At 36.1% G+C, this 25,519-nt stretch carries 25 protein-coding genes; 13 read left to right on the top strand and 12 right to left on the bottom strand.

Going from position 1 to position 25,519, the window contains the following annotated elements:
* Positions 1 to 32: 32 nt before the first annotated feature.
* Positions 33 to 2,690 carry a putative LPS assembly protein LptD gene (locus ACY2LT_RS05150; protein WP_491814283.1) on the top strand — a complete coding sequence of 886 codons (2,658 nt, stop codon included), beginning with the start codon at positions 33 to 35 and terminating at the stop codon, positions 2,688 to 2,690.
* A 98-nt stretch (positions 2,691 to 2,788) separates the two neighbouring features.
* Positions 2,789 to 3,181 carry a hypothetical protein gene (locus ACY2LT_RS05145; RefSeq protein ID WP_491814282.1) on the top strand — a complete coding sequence of 131 codons (393 nt, stop codon included), beginning with the start codon at positions 2,789 to 2,791 and terminating at the stop codon, positions 3,179 to 3,181.
* On the opposite strand, the gene ACY2LT_RS05140 is transcribed toward ACY2LT_RS05145, so the two are convergent.
* From ACY2LT_RS05140 to ACY2LT_RS05115, 6 genes are all read right to left on the bottom strand, one after another.
* A complete protein-coding gene (locus ACY2LT_RS05140) occupies positions 3,178 to 3,906 on the bottom strand; it encodes an esterase (RefSeq protein WP_491814280.1) in 729 nt (242 codons plus the stop codon). The genes ACY2LT_RS05145 and ACY2LT_RS05140 overlap by 4 nt on opposite strands.
* A gap of 122 nt (positions 3,907 to 4,028) precedes the next feature.
* Complete coding sequence (locus ACY2LT_RS05135; protein ID WP_491814279.1) at positions 4,029 to 5,342, bottom strand: hypothetical protein; 1,314 nt, start codon at positions 5,340 to 5,342, stop codon at positions 4,029 to 4,031.
* Position 5,343: 1 nt separating this feature from the next.
* Complete coding sequence (gene ruvC / locus ACY2LT_RS05130; protein ID WP_491816771.1) at positions 5,344 to 5,886, bottom strand: crossover junction endodeoxyribonuclease RuvC; 543 nt, start codon at positions 5,884 to 5,886, stop codon at positions 5,344 to 5,346.
* Complete coding sequence (locus ACY2LT_RS05125; RefSeq protein WP_491816770.1) at positions 5,886 to 6,638, bottom strand: YebC/PmpR family DNA-binding transcriptional regulator; 753 nt, start codon at positions 6,636 to 6,638, stop codon at positions 5,886 to 5,888. Before ACY2LT_RS05125 ends, ruvC begins: the two co-directional genes overlap by 1 nt.
* Positions 6,639 to 6,750: 112 nt before the next feature.
* Positions 6,751 to 8,139, bottom strand: a complete 1,389-nt coding sequence (locus tag ACY2LT_RS05120; RefSeq protein WP_491816769.1) for a UDP-N-acetylmuramoyl-tripeptide--D-alanyl-D-alanine ligase — start codon at positions 8,137 to 8,139, stop codon at positions 6,751 to 6,753.
* An 8-nt stretch (positions 8,140 to 8,147) separates the two neighbouring features.
* Entirely contained in the window at positions 8,148 to 9,311 is a 1,164-nt protein-coding gene (locus ACY2LT_RS05115; protein ID WP_491816768.1) for an acyl-CoA dehydrogenase family protein, read from the bottom strand.
* Positions 9,312 to 9,520: 209 nt separating this feature from the next.
* Between ACY2LT_RS05115 and nusA the strand changes: the two genes are divergently transcribed.
* From nusA to ACY2LT_RS05080, 7 genes are all read left to right on the top strand, one after another.
* Entirely contained in the window at positions 9,521 to 10,846 is a 1,326-nt protein-coding gene (gene nusA, locus ACY2LT_RS05110) for a transcription termination factor NusA (RefSeq protein WP_491816767.1), read from the top strand.
* Positions 10,847 to 10,870: 24 nt separating this feature from the next.
* Entirely contained in the window at positions 10,871 to 13,753 is a 2,883-nt protein-coding gene (gene infB / locus ACY2LT_RS05105; RefSeq protein ID WP_491816766.1) for a translation initiation factor IF-2, read from the top strand.
* Between the two features lie 21 nt (positions 13,754 to 13,774).
* The gene (gene rbfA, locus ACY2LT_RS05100; RefSeq protein WP_491816765.1) at positions 13,775 to 14,140 is read left to right on the top strand and encodes a 30S ribosome-binding factor RbfA; all 366 of its coding nucleotides are present in this window, start codon (positions 13,775 to 13,777) and stop codon (positions 14,138 to 14,140) included.
* A gap of 7 nt (positions 14,141 to 14,147) precedes the next feature.
* The gene (gene truB / locus ACY2LT_RS05095; protein WP_491816764.1) at positions 14,148 to 14,867 is read left to right on the top strand and encodes a tRNA pseudouridine(55) synthase TruB; all 720 of its coding nucleotides are present in this window, start codon (positions 14,148 to 14,150) and stop codon (positions 14,865 to 14,867) included.
* Positions 14,864 to 15,817 (top strand): bifunctional riboflavin kinase/FAD synthetase, encoded by a 954-nt coding sequence (locus ACY2LT_RS05090; RefSeq protein WP_491816763.1) that lies wholly within the window; start codon positions 14,864 to 14,866, stop codon positions 15,815 to 15,817. The genes truB and ACY2LT_RS05090 overlap by 4 nt, the downstream gene beginning before the upstream one ends.
* Before the next feature lie 69 nt (positions 15,818 to 15,886).
* Complete coding sequence (gene glyA, locus ACY2LT_RS05085; RefSeq protein WP_491816762.1) at positions 15,887 to 17,188, top strand: serine hydroxymethyltransferase; 1,302 nt, start codon at positions 15,887 to 15,889, stop codon at positions 17,186 to 17,188.
* Between the two features lie 525 nt (positions 17,189 to 17,713).
* A complete protein-coding gene (locus ACY2LT_RS05080; protein ID WP_491816761.1) occupies positions 17,714 to 18,487 on the top strand; it encodes a septal ring lytic transglycosylase RlpA family protein in 774 nt (257 codons plus the stop codon).
* An 89-nt stretch (positions 18,488 to 18,576) separates the two neighbouring features.
* Here ACY2LT_RS05080 and ACY2LT_RS05075 read toward each other — a convergent pair whose 3' ends face one another.
* Positions 18,577 to 18,987 carry a hypothetical protein gene (locus tag ACY2LT_RS05075; protein WP_491816760.1) on the bottom strand — a complete coding sequence of 137 codons (411 nt, stop codon included), beginning with the start codon at positions 18,985 to 18,987 and terminating at the stop codon, positions 18,577 to 18,579.
* Positions 18,988 to 19,140: 153 nt separating this feature from the next.
* Between ACY2LT_RS05075 and ACY2LT_RS05070 the strand changes: the two genes are divergently transcribed.
* Genes ACY2LT_RS05070 through mreD form a run of 3 tightly spaced genes read left to right on the top strand, consistent with a single transcriptional unit; the run spans position 19,141 to position 21,570 of the window.
* Positions 19,141 to 20,166, top strand: coding sequence for a rod shape-determining protein (locus tag ACY2LT_RS05070; RefSeq protein WP_491816759.1), 1,026 nt, complete (start codon positions 19,141 to 19,143; stop codon positions 20,164 to 20,166).
* 13 nt (positions 20,167 to 20,179) lie between these two features.
* Complete coding sequence (mreC, locus tag ACY2LT_RS05065; protein ID WP_491816758.1) at positions 20,180 to 21,037, top strand: rod shape-determining protein MreC; 858 nt, start codon at positions 20,180 to 20,182, stop codon at positions 21,035 to 21,037.
* The gene (mreD, locus tag ACY2LT_RS05060) at positions 21,037 to 21,570 is read left to right on the top strand and encodes a rod shape-determining protein MreD (RefSeq protein ID WP_491816757.1); all 534 of its coding nucleotides are present in this window, start codon (positions 21,037 to 21,039) and stop codon (positions 21,568 to 21,570) included. The genes mreC and mreD overlap by 1 nt, the downstream gene beginning before the upstream one ends.
* A gap of 50 nt (positions 21,571 to 21,620) precedes the next feature.
* Here mreD and ACY2LT_RS05055 read toward each other — a convergent pair whose 3' ends face one another.
* Positions 21,621 to 22,070 carry an Hsp20/alpha crystallin family protein gene (locus ACY2LT_RS05055; protein ID WP_491816756.1) on the bottom strand — a complete coding sequence of 150 codons (450 nt, stop codon included), beginning with the start codon at positions 22,068 to 22,070 and terminating at the stop codon, positions 21,621 to 21,623.
* A gap of 34 nt (positions 22,071 to 22,104) precedes the next feature.
* Positions 22,105 to 22,542, bottom strand: coding sequence for an Hsp20/alpha crystallin family protein (locus ACY2LT_RS05050; protein WP_491816755.1), 438 nt, complete (start codon positions 22,540 to 22,542; stop codon positions 22,105 to 22,107).
* A 256-nt stretch (positions 22,543 to 22,798) separates the two neighbouring features.
* Here ACY2LT_RS05050 and ACY2LT_RS05045 point away from each other — a divergent pair, with 256 nt between their 5' ends.
* Positions 22,799 to 23,233: a CoA-binding protein gene (locus ACY2LT_RS05045; RefSeq protein ID WP_491816754.1), complete on the top strand. Its 435-nt coding sequence runs from the start codon at positions 22,799 to 22,801 to the stop codon at positions 23,231 to 23,233.
* Between the two features lie 100 nt (positions 23,234 to 23,333).
* Here ACY2LT_RS05045 and ACY2LT_RS05040 read toward each other — a convergent pair whose 3' ends face one another.
* Genes ACY2LT_RS05040 through ACY2LT_RS05030 form a run of 3 tightly spaced genes read right to left on the bottom strand, consistent with a single transcriptional unit; the run spans position 23,334 to position 25,519 of the window.
* On the bottom strand, positions 23,334 to 23,609 hold the full coding sequence (locus ACY2LT_RS05040; RefSeq protein WP_491816753.1) for a hypothetical protein: 276 nt from the start codon (positions 23,607 to 23,609) through the stop codon (positions 23,334 to 23,336).
* Positions 23,596 to 24,150, bottom strand: coding sequence for a CDP-alcohol phosphatidyltransferase family protein (locus ACY2LT_RS05035; RefSeq protein WP_491816752.1), 555 nt, complete (start codon positions 24,148 to 24,150; stop codon positions 23,596 to 23,598). The genes ACY2LT_RS05040 and ACY2LT_RS05035 overlap by 14 nt, the downstream gene beginning before the upstream one ends.
* Positions 24,128 to 25,519, bottom strand: coding sequence for a sodium:solute symporter family protein (locus tag ACY2LT_RS05030; protein ID WP_491816751.1), 1,392 nt, complete (start codon positions 25,517 to 25,519; stop codon positions 24,128 to 24,130). Before ACY2LT_RS05030 ends, ACY2LT_RS05035 begins: the two co-directional genes overlap by 23 nt.

The raw sequence follows: 25,519 nt of genomic DNA, 5'->3' as shown, positions 1-25,519 counted from the left end.
TACAGAAATTCTTTTGGTGTGTGTGTATATTTATGCTTTCTTTTAATTCTCTCTATTCTCAGGAAGCAACTCGCCGATCTCTGCAAGAAACCGAAGAATTAAAAAAAATGCTCCCTGCTCAGGAAATTACTAACCCACAAGAAAAAAGCAAAGTCCTTGATTCCCTGCGTCAGGCTTTCACCCAAAAGCCGGAAAATGAAAAAGTAAAATCACCATCAGGTATTGATTCGCTTGTTACCTTTTTTGCACAAGATACTGCTGTCTTTCGGCTAAGCTCAAAAACAATGAGACTTGTCGGCAAATCTAAAATCGATTTCAAAGTGCAACAGTTAAACGCTGAAGTTATCGAAATTGATTTCAATAATTCAATTTTACGCGCAAAATGGAGAACAGATTCTAACAATAGACGTTATGGTTTTCCTCGCTTTTCTGATGCCGGTGAAATTTTCTTTGGCGAAGAAATTTCATATAATTTTAAAACTAAACGAGGAAAAATTGTTGCCGGCGAAACTCAAGCCGGTGAAGGTTTTTACTACGGCTCCGAGATTAAACGTATTTCTGAAAATGAGTTGTTCGTCCGCGATGGCTATTATACAACTTGCAACGATGCTTGCCCGCACTATTACTTCGGTTCGCCCAAAATGAAATTAGCAGTAAAGGAAAAAATCTACATCGATCCCGTTATTTTTTACGTTGAAGATATGCCTATCTTTATTTTTCCTTTCGGGCTGTTCTTCCCAAGTAAAACCGGACGACAATCTGGAATTATTATACCTTCTTTCTATTTTTCCAAAAATCGTGGCGTTGTATTTCAGGATTTAGGATTTTATTGGGCTGCATCTGATTATTGGGATACTCAATTTAAAACTGATTTGTTTTCAAAAGGTGGCTTCTTACTCAAAAATACTACTCGCTGGGCTCTTAGAGATGTTCATAATGGTGGCGTTACTCTTCAATTTGGCAGAACTCGCTATAATCCCGACGACCAATATCAGCGTAATTGGAGCCTCCAGCTCAACCATAATCATATTTTCAATCCTTACGAACGAATTGATATTGGTGTTAATTTTGCTTCACGCGATTTCAATCGGAATACCCAGACCGACTATCAATCAAGAATTCAGCAAAATATCACCTCGAACGCCTCATATTCTAAAAGTTTTGATAATGGTTCGAATTTCTCCGTTTCCTTCCAACGCGACCAAAATTTGATTACTCAGAATTATAGTCAGGTTATTCCTATTAATTACTCAATCCCAAATTTTACTCCACTAAAAAGTGTGATTTCACCTTCAACCCGCGCTTGGTATTCATTCGTTCGCGACATCTCTTTCAGTTACCGTAGCAATTACACCAATAGTCTCTCCAAAACAACAGACGGTAACTCTTTCAAATACACTGAAAGAAATAAAATCAGCCATTCGCCCGGCGTTTCTATTTCTCCAAAATTTGGATATTTCACTTTAACTCCCTCTGTTTCGCTATCTGTAAATAATTATTTCCGCCAACTTGAGCGACAAATCAATCTTCAGGATTCTTCAACAATTGATAAATACAAACGTGGCTTTTTCACTGAATATTATTATAGCTTCGGAATTTCTGCTTCCACACGCCTTTTCGGTGTTGCCGACGCCCAACGACCCTTTTTCGGTTTCATCAGTCCTGAAAGCCTTGGATTTAAAGCATTTCGTCATACATATCAACCCACTATTGGCTATAGTTTCACACCAGATTTTTCCAAAGATAAGTTTGGTTTTTACGGGCGGTATTTCGACCCTCGCCAAAACCGAACAATAAAATATTCTCGCTACGAAAGCGATGGCGGTGCAGCACCATCACAGATGGCTCAACGTATTTCTTATTCCGATTTGCATAGCTTCGAAATAAAAGTTAAGCAGGGTGATACTCTTCCCGACAAAAACATCGAACTTTTGCGTTTAACCTTCTCCACAAGCTACAATTTTGCTGCAGATTCTCTAAATCTGTCTGATATTAATATGTCTTTCCGAACTCCAGCACTCGGTGCCTTCGAATTCTCGGGCAATGCAAGTTTCACTGCATACGACGAAGTTAAATTCACACAGGGCAGTTATTCAGGTTATCGAAAAATTAATAAATTTCTTATTGAGCAGGGGAAAGGTTTAGCCCGATTGACCTCGTTTTCAGTTAATTTATCTGGCAGTTTTGCTTCAGAGGGGTTGTCTCACACTACTCCAACATCCTTTTCGGAAGAAAACCAATCAGAAAAAGACATAGATACTCTTGAGGCGATGCTTGGGGCACGCTTTTTATCCCGTCATTCTGATGCTGACGCATCATTTGACTGGTACGGCGATAATTCCCCTGGCGCTCGCCCTTTTGCATTTCCTTGGCTTATTGGTTATGGATTGAATTTCAATTATAATCAATTCACTATTGATAGAATTGATAGAAGCCTGAACACTTATCTGACACTTAATCTTCAGCTAACTGAAACCTGGAACATTTCTGCAAATGCTCGTTATGACTTCATTCGCAAAGAATTTCTAACCCCACAGATTAATCTCAAAAAAGACCTTCATTGCTGGGAGCTAATTCTTAACTGGAATCCAATCGGTTTCAATAGAGGCTTCTACCTGCGTTTCGGAATAAAATCATCTACTCTGCAAGATTTGAAAATCGAAAAGAAGAGCTACCCGTTATTTAGATAATCCCTTCATTTTGTCTGTTTCAATGATTGATTCTTGAAACTTAATATTCTATTATTGCGTATTATCATTATTATTTTCAGAATATTTTGGAGGAATATATGAGAATTATTGTATTTTCATTGCTTTTAGTTCTTTCATCATTCTCATATGGATATGCTAAACCTTCTGCCATTGAACAAACAACACAAATTAATGCAAAAAATAACCCAATCGATGAACTTACAAATGCTGTTTTGGAAAACGACCAAGGTAAAGTAAAATCAATTTTAGATAATAACCGCAATTTAATTAATAATAAAAATTCACAAGGAAAATATCCTCTTGAAATGACTTTGATTTTAGAAAATTGTGAAATGGCTGAACTTTTACTTAATTATGGTGCTGATGCAAACGCAAAAACATCGTCTGGCGAAACTATTTACCAACTTGTTATGAAAAGCGAAAACAAAGCTTTAAAAAAAATCTTTGCTAAATCTAAATCGAAAAATTAAAACTTATTATGGATAATTTTTGCTAACATTGCTTTCCAGGTATCAATGTTATGTCCCCATTCTTCGCCCCATATATCTATTGTATGGGGTATTTGCTTTTGCGTTAGTATATTCGACAGATTATAACTTGGTGAAGGGTCTTCGCCATAGCCCTTCCCGCTCATTAAATAAACGTGATGACGACTACGCAAAAAAGTAAGCCAGTAGTTATCGTTCAAATTTGGCAGATAATGAATTGGAGAATTAAAATAACAGTTGTCGTCGAAATATCCTTTTGTATGGCAGTAAATATCATATTTCCCGCTCATTGCAACTGTTCCCAGAAATAAATCCGGACGCCTGAAATACGTATTCAATGCATAATATGCGCCTTTCGAAGCACCAGCTGTTAATATCGGCACAATCTGTCCACAATGATTATATACCTTTGCTAAAAGCTCCTCGACAATGAAATTATTAAAGTTGAATAATATTTGAGATCGTTCTTCATTAGACAAAGCAACTTCGTCCCATATCTTGGGAATTGGAAGCGAGTAAATTCGAACCTTACCTGCCTTTATATACTGAGATAAATGTGGAATTAATCCATTTTCTTCATTTTCGTATGGGTCGTCTTCCTCAGTCGAAAATAACAATAAAAGCGATGAACCAAAATGACCATAAACCGGTATTTCGACCATTCTATTCAAATTTTCACTATCAATATAAATCACATCACTTTTCATTACTTTCTCAATCATTGATAATTTTACTGATACAAGTTTAACGAATAAAATTAAATTTATTTTAATGAAATTAGCGTATTTCGTGAAATGAAAATAATTTAGCCTTTTGTTGCTCAATATTATTAATGTTCTCTGTTTATCAGACTTCTTTTGTTTAATAAAAACGCAAAAACCCCGAACGCCAGCAAATAAAAACCTGTCGTATGTCTATACTCATATTGTATTAATGATATTAGCAAAATTTTAAAAAGAATTATCATCAAAACTGTTAATAATGTTTCGTTATTCCTTGATTTGTTAAAAACAATATTATAAAGCAGAAATAACATCAACATAAAAAAGATTGGAAGAAATAACATTTGAATGAATTTTTCTACAATAAGCGGAATTGACTGATTTAATGGCAAATTGATGATAATTTTGATTTGTTCAATTTTATTTGGGGTAATATTAAGCTTATTATCAATTTTCGAACGTAATTGTTTTCCCAAAAAATAATTAGCATATTCTCCTGTATAAACGCCATTAGTAAACACCTTAATAGCATTATAGCCCATTTTCTTAATAAATTCAGATGGATTATCTAAAATTGCTTCTTTTGTCAATCGTTGAAAAAGTGTGTCTGCTTCAGGAGAAAACGGATCGTCTATTCCGTTTGCTGCAGCAATTGAATATGCTGTGCTGTCAGTTGGTGAAATTTCCCACTTATTCTGTGGAAGCTGCCCGAGCGAAATATACATTACTGCACCGCCATTGCTTGAATTAAATCGAATATTGTCAGTGATTAAATAACTTCGGATTGCCCAGGGCAGCATAGCAACAAACGCAATTATTACAAAAATCACATTTATTTTGAAGTATTTCCGCCAATTTTTTAAGCAAAAAAGAAAAAATAATGTTTGAAACACAGGTAAATAAATATATTCTGAACGTAAATTTACTAATATTGCAAGTGCAAGCCCAGAATAATACAAATTCTTAATTTCTCTTGTCTTAAAGTAAACAATCACATTATAGGCATAAGCAACAAGCAATATGGAAGCCAGCCCATCAGCTGTTTTAATTGAACATAATGCAAAAAATGGTAAAAAAAACGGAATATGCCAATACTTTTCATTTATTTCAAATAATTTGTAAAAGAGTATAACCGCAAGAATTGACAAGAAAAATTGAATGAATAATGTCCAAAGCTGAGGTAAACCCATTATCAATCCGGGCATTTGCAAAAATACATAACCCCAAATCGGATAGAAAGCAGGTTCTCCTGCTGCGTTTGTGTATCCTTCGCCTTTCAACACGTTTTCAGCAATTGGAAGAATATGTTTGAAATATATAGTATCCTGATTAAGGTGGTTTTGATTGAAAAAAAACACCGCAAATGCAAAAAAAGCAAGCAGTGTATAAAATACTTTTCTGTTTTGAAAATTGCTGTTCATTCTATCTTGAAATGATTAATTCAGGATGATCTTTCAGGAAATCAGCCCAGCTTGTGCTTTTCTTTTGGTTATGATTTTTCCGGACGATATGACAAATCGCAACTGCAAGCGCATCTGTTGCATCATAAAATTGAGGTGTTTCCTCTATACTGAGTATGCTTCGCACCATATACTGCACTTGCTCTTTGCTTGCAGAGCCTCGTCCTGTAACAGACTTTTTCACTTCTCTGGCGGAATATTCAATAACTGGTATGTTGTTGTTGGTAACGGCTAAAATTGCTGCTGCTCTTGCATGCGAAAGTTTGATCAAACTTTGTGCGTTCTTCGAATAAAACAATGCTTCGAAAGCAGCAGCATCTGGGTTTGTTCTTTCAATTACAGAATTCAATCTCGAAAATATTTCTTTCAGCCGTTGATTGAAATCTATGTGCCGACGTTTTGCTTCAATTACTCCATACTCGATCAATGCCACATTTCGTCCATCATGCTCGACTACTCCGTAACCGCATAAAACCGAGCCAGGGTCGACACCTAATATTATCATTATTCTTCTATCTTGTCCGCAATCGAATCGTCTATTTCGAAATTAGAGAACACATTCTGAACGTCGTCAAGGTCCTCTATTCCTTCGATAAACTTCATTACTTTTTGTGCTTCAGCAACGTCTTTGATTGTTATTACTTGCTTAGGAATGTATTCAAGCTTAGCTTCTTGCACTTGAAATCCATTGCTCTCAAAATATTTATTCACGCTGGAGAAGTTTTCCATTGCACAAATCACTCTTGACACTTCTTCATCGTATTCAAGGTCGTCAGCACCGGCTTCGAGTACTACTTCAAGCAGTTCATCTTCGCTTTTACCATTTGTATTTATCGAAATCACACCTTTTCGTTCAAAATTCCAGGCAACCGCATTTGTTTCTGCAAGACTACCCCCAAGCTTACTCATTGTGGATCGCACAAGCGGCAGTGTCCTGTTTTTATTATCTGTTACTGTTTCAACAATCACAGCAACCCCACCCGGTGCATATCCTTCGAACATAATTTCCATATAATTTTCGCCTTCGAGCTCTCCAGTCCCTTTCTTAATTGCTCGCTGAATATTGTCGGAAGGCATATTCACTGCACGTGCATTAGCAATTGCAAGACGTAATCTTGGGTTGCTTTCAGGGTCGCCACCACCTTCGCGGGCAGCAATTGTTATTTCCTTTGCAAGACGAGTGAACATTTTACCACGTTTTGCATCTTGTCTGCTTTTACGATGTTTTATGTTAGCCCATTTACTATGACCAGCCATATAATCACTCAAAAATTGTTAAAACTAATAAAATATAGTTTACAAATATAATAAATTGAAACAATTAAGAAAAATGACTTCACACTTTATTTCATTTTTATTATAAACAAATTCAATTCAGCATTTCAATTATTCTTTCCATTTTCATTCCGCGAGAACCTTTCAGAAGAAATACATAATCATTTTTTAACTCTTTAATTTCATTGGCAATTTCAGTTAAATCAGAATAGTGTTCTACATTGTCTGCTTGAAGTTTTTCGCTTGCTTTCTGCATAAAATCACCTGTTGCAAACACTCTGTCGCATACATTAGAAGCATATCTAAGCACTTCAAGATGCAATTCAAAAGACTTTTCGCCAAGCTCACGCATATCACCAAGTATTGCTGCTCGCTTCGGTTTCCCTTGGTATCTCTGTAATGTTTCTATAGACATTTTCATTGATGACGGATTAGCATTATAGCAATCATTTAAAATAGTGTATCCTTCTATTTCTTGAAGTATCATTCGGGCATAGCCACTGTATTTTTCCTGTTCAAAACTTTCAAGAGCAAGTTTTATTTCAGCATCATCTATTTCAAAATATTTTCCAATAGCAATTGCTGCAACTGCATTGTATCCGGAAGCAATTCCGTACGTATTCAATTGAATCTTATTTTGATTTCCACCGACTGAATATTTAAGAATTGGATTAATGTTCGAGTTTATTTCAATTTCAACTTTTAAATTCACTTCTTCGTCATTAGTTGAATAAGTGAACTTTTTATCTAAAATCCTTTGGTATTTACTTAACCTTTCATCATCACAATTGATAAAACAAGTTCCTCCAAAACGCTGTAAATATCCAAATAAGCTCGTTTCTTCCATTTCAACCCCATCAAGGTCGATGAGTTTCTCCAAATGCTCCTGCCCGATATTTGTAATAATCCCTTCTGTCGGAGCAAGTATTTCCGACAGAATAAATATTTCGCCTGGTTCGTTAGTCCCGATTTCTATTACTGCACATTCGATAGCCTCATCAAGATTGAAAATCATCAGTGGAACACCTATACGGTTGTTAAAATTCTGGAAAGTTTTCAAAACCTTAAATTTTCTTGAAAGAACTGCTGCAATCATATCTTTGGTTGTTGTCTTGCCATTCGAGCCAGCTACCGCAATTATTGGAATGTTAAACCGATTTCTATGAAACAACGCGAGTTCTCCAAGTGCAGAAAGTGTATCTTCAACTAAAACAAGCGGCTTTCCTTCTACTTTTTCAGCATTATTGTCGAACCAACTTTTCGACACTATTGCAAGCGAAGCTCCTTTCGAAAATGCATCTGGCAGAAGTTCGTGTGCATCTATTTTTTCACCAATCAGAGGAACAAATATTTCTCCCGCCTCAGTTGAGCGTGTATCAATAGAAACACCAATAAACTCGTTTTGTTGAACATTTAATACGTTTTCTTCCCCGAAAATTGCAATTATTTCAGCAGATGTAAATTTAGCCTTGTTTTTTAACATTTCTTCTCCTATTCAAAAGCATCTTCACCAGTTATATCTCTGCCCAAAATTAATGTGTGAATTTCGTGAGTTCCTTCGTATGTTTTGACCGATTCAAGGTTAGCACTATGACGCATCACCGGATATTCGCCCAAAATCCCATTTGCACCGTGAATTTCTCGAGCAATACGGGCGCATTGCAATGCTATATCGACATTATTGCGTTTCGCAAAAGAAATCTGCTCAGGACGCGCTTTCCCTTCGTCCATAAGTCTTCCAAGTCGGTAGCACACAAGTTGTGCTTTTGTGATTTCATTCAGCATCCACACTAATTTTTCTTGTGTAATCTGAAATTTTGCGATTGGCTTTCCAAATTGTATCCTCGATTTTGAATATTCAAGTGCTGAGTGAAATACTGCAAGTGCCGCTCCGATTGCTCCCCAGGCAATCCCATACCGAGCCTGATTTAAACAGGAAAGAGGTCCTCGCAATCCCGCTACATTCAATATATTTTTCTCTGGAATCTCGCAGTCTTCGAAAATCAACTCAGATGTAACCGATGCTCTCAAAGAGTGTTTACCTTTCATCTCAGGTGCAGAAAACCCTTTCGTTCCTTTTTCCACAAGGAAGCCGTGAATTTCATTGTCCAATTTTGCCCAAACTACTGCTACATCCGCTACCGTTCCATTCGTAATCCACATTTTTGCACCATTTAGCAGAAATCCTCCATCTGTTTTCTTTGCAGTTGTTATCATCCCAGCCGGATTTGAACCAAAATCAGGTTCAGTCAATCCAAAGCATCCGATTGCTTCGCCTCGGACAAGACGCGGAAGCCATTTGCGTTTTTGTTCTTCTGTCCCATATCTCGAAATCGGGTATATCACCAACGAATTTTGAACAGACGCAAACGAGCGAACAGCAGAATCACCTCGTTCGAGTTCTTGCATTGCAAGTCCGTAAGATGTATAGTTTGCACCCGCTCCACCATATTCTTCTGAAAGTGTTATCCCAAAAACTCCAAGTTCTGCAAGTTTCTGTGTAAGATGCTCTGGATATTTCCCGTCGAAATAATATTGCTCAATTATTGGTATTACTTCATCATCAACAAACTTTCTTATCGAATCTCTTATTAGAAGTTCTTCTTCTGTATAAAGTTCATCGATGTTGAAATAATCTATGCTTTTGAACCCCATAAAAACTCCTTGATTTATCATTAAGTTAAAAAAACATTTTTCAAAATCAATAATTTTACTTATTTTTGAATATCTCAAAAAGAGATGGGCTTCGGAAATTTCAAGCCCATTTTTTGTATAAATTTTTATTTTAATTTTATACAATTATAATAGACTTTAACGAAAAATATTAAAAATATTTTAAAAAACTAATTATCAGTCAAGGAAAAATGGCAAGACGTAAAGCAAAGCACAAGATAGACAAAAAGACTATCGTTGATGCTTTTATGGAGATGGCTAAAGCCAAAAACATCGATAGAGACCTTCTCCAAGGTATTCTCGAAGAAACTCTTTCGATGGTTGTCCGTAAGAAATACGGGCAGGACGCTAATTTTGAAATTATCGTCAATATGGAAAAAGGCGATATCGAAATCTACTTGATGCGTGAAGTTGTCGAGGAAGTTGAAAACCCCGATACCCAAATTTCTCTCGAAGAAGCTCAAATGTATACCGACGAGCCTTTGGAAATTGGCGATGAATATATCGAAGAAATTACGCTCGACAACATTTCAGATAGCTTCGGTCGAAGATTAATTTCGCTTGCCGCTCAGAACTTGAACCAAAAAATAAGAGAAGTCGAAAAAGACAATATCTACACCGAATACGCCAATCGTGTCGGCGAAATTATTGTCGGTGAAATTTATCAGATTCGTCGCCACGACTTGCTTGTTATGCATAATAAAATTGAAATGCGCTTGCCTCGCGAAGAACAAATCCCTAATGAACCTTATAGATACAAAAAGAACCAGCCAATCAAGGCTATTATTAAAGAAGTTCGTCGTAGTGGTTCCGGTGGGCAACCCGATATTATTCTTTCACGTGCCTGCGATGAATTTTTAATGCGTCTATTTGAAATTGAAATCCCGGAAATATATGATGGTGTGATCCAAATCAAAGCTATCGCTCGCGAACCCGGCGAACGCTCCAAAGTTGCCGTTCAGTCTTACGACGACAGAGTTGATCCAGTCGGCGCTTGTGTTGGGTTAAAAGGTGTTCGCATTCATTCCATCGTTAGAGAACTGAATAACGAAAGTATAGACCTCATAGAATTTTCTGAAAATCCTCAGGTATTCATTATGCGTGCTCTTGCTCCTGCAAAAGTTCGCGATATCCAAATTTCTTACGAAACTCGCACAGCTACGGTTCTTGTTGCCGACGATCAGGTGTCCCTCGCTATCGGTAAAAATGGTCAAAATGTTCGTCTTGCTTCCAAACTCACAGGATTTAATATCCAGCTTGTCAAAGAAGGTGGCGAAGATATTGATTTGGTTGAATTTAAAGTTGAATTTGGCGATGAACTTATCGAAAAATTAAGAAATATGGGAATTACTACTGCCCGTGAGTTTCTCGATGCAGACCTCAACAAGTTACTTGAAATCGAAGGGCTCTCTCCAAAAAGCCTGATGGATTATCGTAAAATCATTTTAACCGAATTCGACGAAGAAGAACGCCCCGAAGTGCTTACTTTCTTGTCGAAGAAGATTTTTGAAAAATAGTTTGTTTAATATTTTTGCTTTATTATGGCTGAATCAAATAAAATAAGATTAATTAAAATTGCCTCTGAAATTAATATTGGTCGCGAGACAATTGTTGAATTTCTCCGTGCCAAAGGTTTTGATATTGACAACAAGCCCACTGCCACCTTGACCGAAGAAATGGCTGAGCTTGTTTATGATAAATTTAAACGCGAAAAGAAAGCTGCCGAAAAACAACGTGAAAAACTCCAGAAACATAAAGAAATTCACAAACAAATTCAGCCAAAAGCAAAAATTGATATTTCTGCCAAAGTTGAAGATACTCTTGATATTGAAGAACCTGTAAAACCTGTCGTCAAAGATACTGATGAAATCGAGGTTAAGAAAAAAATTGTTGAACCTCAAAAAATTGAACCAGAAACTATTATTGTTGAAGAAATTCCTGAACCACAACCAACAATCGAGCCTGAAATCAAAGAAGAAAAGCCAACTCCTGTTGTTATTGAACATCACGAACCTCCAACCAAACAGGAAAAAGCTGAAGAACCAATTTCTATAGAAGAAAAACCAGCTCCTGCCGAGCAAACTCCTAAGTCTTCAGAACCCGTTGAAATTATCAGCGAAACAACTGAAAGATTTGATCGAATTCAGGAAAAACCAAAACCTGATGCTGTTAAAGATGACGTTCAGGCTGAACCAACTGTTAAAAAAGACAAGAAGCGTAAGAAAAAGAAAAAGATTATTGAAGTTGTCGATCAAACTCAAAAACCTTCGGGACTGAAAATTCTTGGCAAAATTGATATTGCCCCCGAAAAACCGTTTGAAAAACAGAAAGATAAAGATAAAAAGAAAATTAAAGAAAAGTTTACTGAAGCAGTAGAACCTATTGAAAATGCATCAAAGGTTGAAATTAAAAAAGATAAATTCAAGAAAAAAATTAAAGACTTCGATCCCGAAGCAGAAGAAAAATTAGGTAAAATTAAAGACAAGAAGCGTAAGAAAAAGAAAAAGTCTATCCGGGAAACTATTTCCGAAGAAGAAGTAATGCGCGCAATCCGCGAAACATACGCTGGGATGGAACCTCATACAGGTTCTATGCGCGAACGCATCCGCCAGAAAAAGAAGCAGGAACGCAAAGAAAAAGAAATTCGTCAAATTGAAGAAATTGAACGCGAAAGCCATATCCTAAGAATTACTGAATTCGTTACCACCGGCGATCTTGCAAATATGATGGGCAAATCGCCTAACGAAATCATCTTAAAATGTATGGCTCTCGGATTAATGGTTACTATAAATCAACGTTTAGATAAAGACACCATCACTTTAATTGCAGATGATTATGGTTATGAAGTAGAATTTGTTGATACTCAAAAAGTTCAGGTTGAAGAAGAAGATATTGATCCACCGGAATCGCTTGTTCAGCGTCCACCTATTGTTACAATAATGGGACACGTTGATCACGGAAAAACCTCACTTCTCGACTATATTCGCCGTTCAAATGTTGTTGCCGGTGAAGCTGGTGGTATCACTCAACATATCGGTGCTTACAAAGTTACTTTGCAAAATGGTCGTGAAATTACTTTTCTCGATACTCCCGGTCACGAAGCCTTCACTGCTATGCGTGCCCGTGGTGCACAGGTTACTGATATTGTAGTTCTTGTTGTTGCTGCTGACGATAGTGTGATGCCCCAAACAATCGAAGCAATTAGCCACGCAAAAGCTGCCGGCGTTCCGATGATTGTCGCTATCAATAAAATTGACAAACCTGATGCTAATCCCGATAGAATTAAACAGCAACTTGCTGACCACGGTGTCCTTATAGAAGAATGGGGCGGAAAATATCAGCACGTAGAAATTTCTGCTAAGAAAGGTATTAATATTGATGAATTACTCGAAAAAATCTTGCTCGAAGCCGACATCCTTGATTTAAAAGCCAATCCTAATAGAAAAGCAAAAGGCGTTGTGATTGAATCAAATGTAAGCAAAGGTCTTGGTCCCGTTGCTACAATAATTGTTCAAAAAGGAACTTTGAAAATAGGTGATCCTTTTGTTTCCGGTATTCATCACGGTCGTGTGCGTGCAATGCAAGATGAGCGCGGAAACAAAATGGAAGTTGCAACTCCTGCTGTGCCTGTCCGCGTTATGGGGTTCGATGGTTTGCCCGAGGCTGGTGATAATTTCCTTGTTGTCGATAGCGAAGCCGAAGCCCGCAGCATCTCCAACGAACGTAAGCAACTCAAACGCGAACAGGAAATGCGGCGTGTTCGTCATCTTTCGCTTGATGAAATATCTTCTCGCATCAAGCTTGGAAGTGTTCAGGAACTTAACCTTATCATCAAAGGTGATGTTGGTGGTTCTGTAGAAGCTATTAGCGATTCGCTCCTAAAGCTTTCTACTGACGAAGTTCGCGTCAATATCTTACATCAAGGTGTTGGTGAAATTTCCGAGTCCGATGTTATGCTTGCCGCTGCTTCGCAGGCAATTATCATTGGATTTAATGTGTCGCCTTCGTCTGCTGCAAGGCGTTTGGCTGATAACGAAAAAATCGATATTAGACTGTACAACATTATCTATGACTGTATCAATGAAGTGCAGATGGCATTGGAAGGTTTGCTCAAACCTGAAATCAAAGAAGAAGTTACTGCCGAAGTTGAAGTTAGAAGAATTTTCAAAATTAGCCGTATCGGCACTATCGCTGGTTGCTATGTACTCAGTGGCAAAATTAACAGAAACGACCGTGTGAAAGTTCTCAGAAATGGTTTGCCTGTTTTTAACGGTACTATCGCTTCGCTCAAACGTAATAAAGATGATGTCAAAGAAGTAGATACCTCCTATGAGTGCGGTATTCAGCTTGATGGTTTTAATGATATTCAGGAAGGCGATATTATTCAGGGATATAAATTAGTTGAAATTCGTCGTACTCTTTAATTTTTATTTGAAAAGTATATTATGTCTATTAGAGCTGAAAAAGTAGCAAGTATTGTAAAAAGAGCATTGTCTCAACCGATTAGCGATTTTGCCCGCGAGCATAATGCTGGTATTGCTACTGTTACTACTGTAAGATTTTCGCCAGATTTAACCCTTGCCAAAGTATATATTAGCTTATACGGTGGCAAAATTTCTCCTCCAAAGTTTCTTCAAATGCTCGAAGAAGAAAAATACGAACTTCGTGGTATTGTTGCTCGCAGTGTCAGGCTTAAAACTATTCCCGATTTGAAGTTTTTCTTCGACGATACTATCGACCAAATGGAGCATATTCAGCATCTCCTCAATAAAGCCAAAGAAGAAGATGCAAAATTAAAAGAAAACCAGTAGTTGTTTTATGCTCCTTGATAAAACTAACATAAATGATTTTAATTTATGGTTGCACCTTGCCAATACCGAAGGTGCAACCATTTTAATTGATAAAGAAAGCGGATGGACATCCTTCGATGTTGTCGCAAAAATCAGAAATTTGCTTAATATCAAAAAAATTGGACACGCTGGCACTCTCGACCCGCTTGCAACCGGATTGCTAATCTTATGTTTAGGAAAAGCAACCAAAACAATTGAGCAATTCCAGAACCTGAAAAAAGAATATATAGCCGAAGTTAAGTTCGGTGCTACCACTCGCACCGACGACGCAGAAGCCCCGGAAGAAAATCACCAGGATACTTCGTTTCTGAACGAAAATCTGATTGTTGAAAAGTCTCAATTATTCATTGGTGAAATTTTGCAAGTTCCACCAATGTTTTCAGCTAAAAAAGTACAAGGGAAAAAATTATACGAACTCGCTCGCAAAAATAAATCTGTCGATATTCCTCCATCAAAAGTTAAAATATTTTCAATTGAAATCTTGAATTTTTCAAATCCTTTTGTTAAATTAAAAATATCTTGTTCCAAAGGAACATATATCCGTTCTTTGGCTCGCGATTTGGGTCGTGAAATTGGTTGCGGAGCGTTTCTGTCGAGCCTTCGCAGAACCAAAATCGGTGATTTTGATGTCGAACAGGCATTGAAAATTAGTGATATTGTGAATTTTCTAAATTCAGGCAAATTATGATTGTTTATAGAGATATTAGCGAAATAGAATATAATAAAAATACGGTTATTTCGCTGGGAACTTTCGATGGCGTTCACAAAGGACATCAAAAAATTATTAACAGGCTAAACGAAATAGCTCGCCAGGATAACTTAAGACCAGTTATTATTACAATGGACCCGCATCCACGAATTGTTCTGCAGGATTCCGATAAACCTAAAATTCAACTATTGACTTCAATAAAAGAGCGATTAGACTTATTTGAAAAGTTTGGTGTGGAAAACGTTTTCATTATTCATTTTACTTACGAATTTTCACAAACTTCTCCCGAAGAATTTATTAAAAATTACTTAGTTGATAAAATTGGTCTGAAAAAGTTTTTGATGGGGCGCGAGCACTTTTTCGGCAAAAACCGTCAGGGTTCTTATGAACTCTTGCAAGAATATTCGCAAAAATATGATTTCGAAATCGAAAAAGTCGAAGATTACGTTGAAGATGATATAGTTGTTTCGAGTACAAAAATTCGCCATTTATTGCTCGAAGCTGGAGTTGCTACTGCAAATAAATATCTTGGATATCCTTATATGGTTCGTGGAAAAGTTGTCCACGGCAACGGGCGTGGCGCAACTATTGGCTATCCGACTGCAAATATTAAACCTCACGACATTTATAAATTGCTACCTGGTGATGGTGTGTATATTGTTTCCTCCGAAATTGATGGCAAAAAACTATTCGGTATGGCAAATATCGGCACTCGTCCAACTATTACTGTCGATACCAAATCCACTCTCGAAGTCCACTTTTTCGACTTTTCTGATGATTTATACGATAGAGAAATTACCGTAAGTTTCCATTATTTCATAAGAGAAGAGAAAAAATTTAAGAATATCGATGAACTTTCCTACCAAATAGAAAAAGATGAACTCAAATGCAGAGATTTAATCGATGAATATAATTTATTGAATAAATAAGTTCAATTTTCAAATATTATTCACTAATTTTACAATATTTTATTTTTACAAAATAATAAAGGTTTTGAAATGTACGATATAGTCAAACAACAAGATGTAGAACTTTGGGAAGCTCTTAAAAACGAGTTTCATCGTCAATCAGAAAAATTAGAGCTTATTGCTAGCGAAAATTTTGTCTCCGATGCAGTGATGCAAGCTCAAGGTTCTGTTCTCACCAATAAATATGCAGAAGGCTATCCAGGAAATCGCTATTATGGTGGTTGTGAGTGGGTAGATGTTGCCGAAAATATTGCTCGCGACAGACTGAAACAATTGTTCGGAGCTGAATACGCAAATGTTCAGCCTCACAGCGGTTCTAACGCAAATATGGCTGTTTACTACTCATTTATCAAACCGGGCGATACAGTTATGGGGCTTAGCCTTGCCCACGGTGGACATCTTACGCACGGCTCGCCTGTCAATTTTTCTGGTCGTTTCTTTAATTTTATCCCCTACGAAGTGGATGAAAAAACTGGACGTATCGACTACGATAAGGTCGAAACACTTGCACGTCAGCACAAACCTAAGTTAATTACAGTTGGTGCTTCTGCTTATCCACGCGACATCGATTTCAAAAAATTCCGCGAAATAGCTGATATGGTCGGCGCTTTCTTGTTTGCTGATATAGCTCATCCTGCTGGTATTATTGCCAAAGGTTATCTGACAAGTCCTATTCCTCACTGCCACGTAGTAGCCTCCACAACTCACAAAACTCTTCGTGGTCCTCGTGGCGGTCTGATTATGATGGGCAAAGATTTCGAAAATCCTTTCGGTATTGTTGCTCCAAAGTCTGGTCGCACTAAAATGATGAGCGAAATAATTGATTCCTGGGTGATGCCCGGCGTACAGGGTGGACCGCTTATGCACGTAATTGCTGCTAAAGCTGTTGCTTTCGGCGAATGTCTTTCGAAAGAATTCGATTTATATATTCAGCAGGTTCTCAAAAATGCTAAAGTCTTTGCCGAAGAATTAATGAAACGCGGCTATAATTTAGTTAGCGGAGGAACTGATAACCACCTTATGCTCGTTGATTTACGTAATAAGGGGCTTACAGGCAAACAAGCTCAACTTGCTTTGGATGAAGCCGGAATCACTTGCAACAAAAATTCCGTTCCATTTGATGATAAATCGCCTCTTATTACTTCAGGTATTCGTCTTGGAACACCAGCACTTACTACTCGCGGATTTAAAGAAGATGATTTTAAATATGTTGCTGAATTAATCGACAAAGTTCTTTCTAATATCGATGATGAGAAACTTCATAAACAAGTTGCTGAAGAAGTTCGCCAATTCACTTCCAAATTCCCTCTTCATCAGAAAATAGTAAAATAATATTGCAAAAATATTTTCAGGAGGCTACCCCAAAAACAAGGTAGCCTCTTCATTTATTCATTGAAACAAATTGATTATAGAATTAAATATGCTTTAAACCTTCAAAACAAAACTATAATATTCCAAATTATTCGCATTTCTATGATAGAAATAATCCTTTTCATTAATTAATATAAGAGATTAATGAATGTTATATGAAAATATTTTTATCAATTATTTTTTCTGTTTATAGGTGAATTGTTATCAAAAATGAAAAATGATATTTTTTTTAATCATTTTTTCATTTTTCTGAAACATACAATATATAATAATTTTCGGTGGTTAGATTTTAATCGGGAGCGTTAAATTTAATTTTCAATGCATTTTTTTACAATTAATTAAAATAAATATCGTTATATTGATTTCGAAATTTACAAAATTATAAAAATTATGTTAAACAAATAGAGGATTATTAAGGGGGGAAGTTTTAGAAGCTAAAACGCTTCTAACAAAAGTATGTTTCAAAAAATAGGAGTGAAGAACTCCATGGGTTATTCTAAATTATTCAAAAGCCGTTATAGTGTTCTATGGCTTTTAATTCCTTTAATCGCATTAGTCTCAATTCAATTTTTGGGTGTTGCGCAAGGGAATATAATCGAAATCGACGATGAAGTTAAAGGACAAAATGTTAATAAAAATGAAGATGATTACAGAGAAATAATTTCAAAAACAAACTTAAATGCTCTCTATCTGTTTTCGACAAGTGGGATTTCGTCGCATTATGCACACAAATTCCATAAAAGACGCACATCTTCCGGTGAGCGTTTCGATATGTTCGAAAACACTGCTGCTCACCGCAGATTGCCATTTGGAACTATTTTGAAAGTTACTAACTTGTCCAATGGCAAAGCAACACTGGTGAGAATTAATGACCGCGGTCCCCATATCCAGCGTAGATTATTAGATCTCTCCTACGCATCTGCCAAAGAAATTGAAGGATTGGGACTTGCAAAAGTAAAAATTGAAGGGTTTCTGCGCGGGAAGCATAATATTTCCGGCAAAATGAGCAAAAAATATTATTATGCTTATTCATTGATTAATGAGCCGGCCTGCATCCCGGTAGAAATAATCTCAAAAATTGATTCTTCAGAGAATTTTCAAGATATTTATGAAAAGCTGAAATCAATTTCTAATTTCCCGTACAATGAGAATATTTTTCTCGTTGTAGATGCCGATAAAGATCCCGCTGATGCCGAGACAAAGTATTACCTTGCTCGTGTCGGCAGAATAAAACAAGACAAAAACTTGTCGCGTTTGTAACAGTTCGGAGATTCCCCCCGTCCGAACAAAAAATATAGGAAGCTGCCCGATGCCTCGGGCAGCTTTCCTTTTTTGCAAATAATTTTATCTTATTTTTTGAGATGCTCTAATTTAATAAGCAAATTGTCGTGTTTTTGCTCATCTTCAAGTAGATAATCGAGCAAATACCTAACAACGGGTGATGAAGTTTCATTACGAGCAATTTCAGCAATTTTGACAACTTTCTTTTCCATCTCGTCGTGTTCTTCAATTTTTTCCCATAATAGTTCTATTTCGCTTGGGTCAATAGCAAAATCTTTCATTTCAAGACTATCTATTATTAATTGCTGAATGCGTCTGTGCATAACTGAATCCTGGCGAATTATTTCCATAATTATCTGAATAAATGGATTTCGCGAATTTTTAATAATCTCTGTAGTGTTTGCAACAGCTGCATCTTCTAATTTTTGCCAGTTTCTCAAAATCTCAATTAGTTTATCATTGCTTAGTTGCGAATTCATAATAATTGCTCCTTTTTAAAATTATATAATCGAAGTTATTAAGCAATAATTGTAATTGAAAATTATTATATCTATAAACTTTAATAAAAAAGTAAAATAATTTTGCTTATTTTTGTATTTTACAAATTGTATGAATTTAAGATAATCAAAATAATGGCACTATTTAATTTTTTCTCGAATGATGTTGCAATAGATTTAGGCACTGCCAACACCCTTATTTGGGTGAAAGGCAAAGGAATAGTTCTTAATGAACCCTCGATTGTGGCTTTCGACCGCTCCGATAAACATATTATTGCCATCGGACACGATGCTCAGCAGATGATTGGCAAAACTCACCGTGATATAAAGATTATCCGCCCAATGAAAGACGGAGCAATCGCTGATTTCGAAATAGCAGAAGGTATGCTGAGAGCATTTATTCGCAAAGTTTCAATGTCTTGGCAACCTGCTCGCAGAGTTGTTGTTTGCGTTCCCAGTGGAATTACAGAAGTTGAAAAAAGAGCTGTGCGGGATAGTTGCGAGCATGCCGGTGCTAAAGAAGTCCATCTCATTGCCGAACCTATGGCAAGTGCTATAGGTATTGGGCTGAATGTTCACGAACCAGTTGGAAATATGATTGTCGATATTGGCGGCGGCACAACTGAAATTGCTGTGATTGCTCTTTCCGGTATCGTTAGCGACGAATCAATAAAAATCGCAGGCGATGAAATGACTGCCGCTATTGTTAATTATTTCCGTCGCCAACATAACATTTTAATTGGAGAACGCACCGCAGAACAAATTAAATGCTCTGTCGGTTCAGCCGTCGCTCTTAAAGATGAGTTGGAAATAGAAGTCAAAGGACGCGATTTGCTCACTGGTGTTCCAAGAATGATTGAAGTAACCTCAGCAGATATTCGCGGTGCCTTATCTGAATCTGTTCAAGAAATTGTAAACGCTGTGCTTCGTCTTTTGGAACGAACACCACCTGAATTAGCCGCTGATATCTACGACCGTGGAATTATGCTTAGCGGTGGTGGTGCTTTGCTCAAAGGATTAGACGAACGCATTCGTGAAGAAACAAAACTGCCTGTTCATATAGCAGAAGATCCTCTTACAGCAGTCGTCCGAGGCACTGGAAGAGTTCTCGAAAATCTTAGCGACTTCCGTTCTGTTCTCATTAAAAGCACTCGGTATTAATATCGTTTTGTAGATGCAGGAACTCATTAAGACAATATTGCGTTTTAAGGTATTAATTACGTTTACAGCGCTTTGTGTAATCTCTTTATCTTTGATTTCATTAGGAGAAGTTTCTAAAATTAGTGGCTTCAGAGCTGTTGTAATTGCCTCAATTAGCAATATTCAAAAGTTTTTTTCTTGGGTGCCTAATCCAGTAGCTCTGAGAAGCGAAAATCAAGCTCTTCGTGATCTGAATTTGCAGCTTTCCTCTGAAGTTATCAAAATGAGAAGTGCTCTTATTGAGAATAACCGCCTTCGCTCTATGCTTGCTCTCAAAGATACTTCATCTGAAAAACTTATTCCTGCAGAAGTTGTAAATAAAACAAACGTTCAAATGCGTTCTTATGTTACTATCAACAAAGGAACGAGAGACAGACTCCGGGAAGGTATGGCTGTCCGGACGGATGCCGGACTTGTCGGCGAAGTCGTTGCTACTACAAATAGATACTCTTTGGTGGAAACTCTTAATAACCGACACGTTAAAGTTTCTGCAAAAATTCTTAGAAATCAGATTGATGGTATTTTAAGCTGGGAAGGTGGCAATTATCTTGTTCTTAACAATATTCCTACTTCTTTTGAAGTTTATCCCGGAGATATGATTGTAACATCTAATTATAGCGTGAAATATCCACACAACATCCCAATTGGTAAAGTAGTTAAAGTCGAAAAAGAATATGGATCGCTTTTTCATAAAATTTTTGTTGAACCTTATGCTAATTTTGCTTCATTAGAGCAAGTTTACGTTATTGATTACATTGTAGATGAAGAAATTATTGAACTGACAAAAAAAATTGAAGAAACTATTAAAGCAAAAAATAGACTTAGAAAATAATGAAATTAGTTGAAAACAAATATTACCTCAAACAAATTCAGATAAGATACATTGTCTATGCCATTCTTGCTTTATTATTAATGCTCGTTGAGTTGTTATTTATCGATATTATTGCTATTGAAAATGTTACTCCTGATTTGCTGTTAATACTGTGTGTATGGATTACTTTAGCCGAAGGGCAGTTCGTTGGATTATTCTTTGCATTCGGCATTGGGCTGGTCTTTGATTTCATATCTGGAGACGTGATTGGAACTAATGCTCTCGCTAAATTAGTTGCATCTTATTTTGCCGGTTTCTTTCACAAAGAAAGAAATATTAAATCCAACTTGAATACTTTACGCTTCACTGTTGTAGTCTTAATTTCTGCATTTATTCACAATTTAATTTACTTTTTCTTCTATTTGAAACCTGCCGAAACATCATTCTGGAAATTTTTCCTTCAATATGGTGTGTCTGCAACTCTCTACACAATGCTATTCTCTGCCATTGCAATATTATTTAAAATCCCTGCAAAAGAAATTGAAATTGATTGAAAAAAAAGACACGGCTATTAGCCGTGTCTCGCCTTCCTGGCTCGCAATTTTTATTCAATCTTAACTTCGATTTCTTTCGGTTTTTCTGGTTCAATTTTTTCCAAAGTAATATTTAGCACGCCATTTTCAAACTTAGCATTAATGCTGTCTTTCTTAACATTTTCCGGCAACATAAACGAACGGCAGAATTCACCGAAACTACGTTCAATACGAATGTAAGAATACCCTTCCTTGTTGTCTTCTGTCTTTTGCTCGCGTTTCTTTTCGCCTTTGATTGTCAGAACATTATCTTCTGTAATTGTTACTTTTACTTCATCTTTTGAAATACCTGGCACTTCAGCTTGCAGGTAAATGTGTTTTTCATCTTCCGAAATATCGATCTTTGGAGAAAAACCACCGAAATCGAAGTTAAACCCTTTGTCGAAATCTTGCATCAAGCTGTTCATTCTGCGAGCCAAAGTTTCAAAACCGCGGAATGGATCAAATTTTACTATTGCCATAGCTAATCCCTCCTTTTGTGTTTAACATAATTGATTAACTAATAGCAATTTCTATTTCTTTTGGAGGCTCAGGTTGCTTTTTGGCAATTGTTATTTCGAGCACTCCATCACGATAATTTGCTTTAACGGCAGATAAATCCAGATTTTCTGGTAGTACAAATGAACGACTAAATTCACCAAAATTTCGTTCGCTTCTTAAATATGTCTTGTCTTTTTCGCCTTCACAGCGTTCTTTTGTACCTGAAATCATTAGGATTCTGTCTTCAGTTAATTTTACATTTACCTTTTCTTTGGGTATTCCTGCGATTTCTGCGACAATATAAACGTTCGAATTATCTTCGAATATGTCTATACGTGGGTTGTAACCACCAGTTTCCACAGTTACTCCACGTTCGATTTCACCTGCAACTTCGTTAATTTTACGGAGCATTTGCTCGAAACCACGGAACGGATCAAATCTTAATGTTGTCATTTTTTACCTCTTTTGAATATTGTTAATTAAATTCACTTTTTCATATACCAACATCGTGCCAAAATGATTTGCAAGTCAAAATGACGCATTAATGAGCCATAATGTCTGTTCTGATGAATTTTTGTCAGTATAATCCCAATCTTGCGTGAAAATTGTATGACATTAATTCTGATTTCGCTGTCAATCTGTCGTATGAAACTATTCCTGCTTTCAATTCGTATTACTTCCTTATTCATTTGCTTTCAAAAGGATGTATATGAACAACATAATAAGTGAATTTCTCAAAGACAAATCTCCTGTTATTGTTGGTGTTTCGAGCAGCAATAATGCCTGGGGCAATGAACTTTTCAGAGTTTTCTTGAAGAATGATTACAACCCAATTCCGGTTAGCCGTTCCTGTCAGGAAATTGAAGGTGTTCGCTCGTTTGCTTCGGTTAATGAAATACCTCAACAAGCACTAAACTTAGTTCTTTCTGTTCCATCGAAAGAAGCTGAAAAAATACTTACAAGTGCAGAAAAAGGAAAAATTAAGTCTGTTTGGTTTGTTTTAGGTAGTAAACCGAAAAATATTAATGAAATTGCCAAAGAAAAAGAAATAGAAATTATCTATGGGTATTGTCCGATGATGTTTCTGAACCGCAAAGGTGTTCATAAATTTCATTATTTACTGAAATCGTGGTTTTCATCTTAAAGCATAAGCAAAAAATCAATTGAATTAGAATATTATTTGCAGATAATATGCAGTTTTGAGATGATTCGTATCTGTTTTTGTCGAAACTATTGCAGACGCTTTATGCTTCTTGCGTTTCTTGATATAAGTCTGAAAGTAGATAATGAATGACTTTCACAATATCGTCAATTTTTTTCTTCTTTACATATACATTGAAACGCTCAATTTTTGCTTTCAAAGTAGGATTTGCATTAATTACGGCTAAATTCTTCTTTCTCAGTGAAATCAAAGCATTATTTGTCTTTTCTTCACGTTTAGTTTCTTGTATAGCCTTTTGTTGTCGGTAAATCTGAATCTCTTTTGAATTTAATGGTATGTATCGTTTATTTGTTGCCAATTTCAATCCCTTTTATTTGTTTTGTTACACTTACAACGTAATTTACAAATGACGAAACAATTAATACAACGGATAAATACATTAAAATTGTGTATATTTTTTCAATATTGACAATTATTGATAAAATTGTAATTCCTATTGTCAAAGCTGTGATTTTCCCAAGCCAATTTGATGGAGGAACTATCTTTATTTTTGTTGATATTATTGCACCACCTATGATGATTAACAAATCTCTGGAAATCACAGCTAAGATAAACCATAATGGAAGCCTGTTTTGTATGAACAAAATGACTACTAAAACAGCTACAAATAATTTGTCTGCAAGTGGATCTATTATTTTGCCTAATTCTGATGTCTGATTATATTTTCGTGCAATTATTCCATCTGCAATATCAAGTAAGCCTCCAAGCAATGCAAGTGTTGCAGCCAAAACATTTTCTCCGTTCCACAAAATCATTCCAGTTGGTGCAATCAACATTAATCTAATAAAACTCAATACGTTCGGTATTGTCCAGACCCTATTTGCTTCTTTTTTTAACAAATATTATTCCTAATAATACTGACAAAATAATTCCCGGCATCATTGGTTCAAAATTATGCGTGAAATTTAATATTTCCAATCCAAATTTTTCACTATATTCATTTGATAAAGTCCAGAATAATGTTAGCAAGATTGTTGAAATCATTATTATCAGGCTGTGTTTTCTCTCCAAATAATATTTTTGTGTATATGATACCGTTAGTGGAATAATTAATGCAGGCACTGCAATAGAAGAAGTTTTATAAATCAAATCAATTGCTGATGGTATTACAATCGCAAGCAATATTCCTAATACGCCTGTTACTATTAGCCCAATCTTTGTTCCTAATTCAGGAGACAATTTTTTTAAAAATTGAGGGAAAATATCATTTCCAAATGTAGCAGCACTGATAAATGAATAACTTTCCAAAGTGCTCATTACTGTTGCAATTATCGCAACTAATAGCAATCCTTTCCACATATTGGGCATCACAGTGTCTGCAAGTATTGGATATGCATCAAGCGGTGAAGGCAAATGCAAATAAGCGGCAGAGTAGAGCCCGGTTGTTAGTGTCAAAAAATCGAATATTAACCAAAAAACAATCGAAATTAATATTCCGTTCTTTGCTGTTTGTGGATTTTTTGCTGCAGCACACCTTTGGTGAAAGCTTGGGTCTATAAATGTTTGAAATGCTATAATATACCACGCCAGAACATATTGCCAAGATAGTGTACCTGTTGCAGTTAAATGTGTAGCTGGCAATCGCGATATCATCTCTTTAAAAGAACCCAATTCCGTCAAACAGAAAAAAAGCAACCCACCAAAACCTATATACATAAAAATAAATTGAGCGGTATTTGCAATAATATCAGCTTTAAGTCCTCCGTGATATATAATTATCAGTGAAATTATTGTACCGATTATCAATGATAATTCCAAACTCCAACCCGTAAAAAGTTCAATCAGTTTTCCAAGTATTAATATATACGCTGCCGGTATTGTAATGACTAATATTATTGCAGAAGATATTGCACTTGCTTTGTTCCCATAAGTGATTTTTATTTGTTCTGGAATTGTTGCAGCAGAAGAAGCACGAATTCTTTTTGCTACAAATATTGCAAAAAACAATGCCGCTATGTAATAAGGAAATGCGAAACAAAAAAATGCTACAATACCATAGTTATATACAAATTCTCCCATTCCCATTATGTTTCCATACCACGTTGCTACCAGCGAAGCAACAAAAAATGGTAATGTAACCCGCCGACCTGCCAATATATAGCTTTCCTTGTTGTCGTTTTTATCTTTGCGTGTAAACCTAATTCCAATTATCAATATTATTGCAAAGTAGAATGCAACAATTAATATATCAATTAAATTAAGCGACAT

The sequence above is a fragment of the Eximiradius proteiniborus genome, assembly GCF_058546985.1.
The sequence above is the reverse complement of the archived record's forward strand: the minus strand, read 5'-3'. Positions and strand labels throughout refer to the sequence as shown.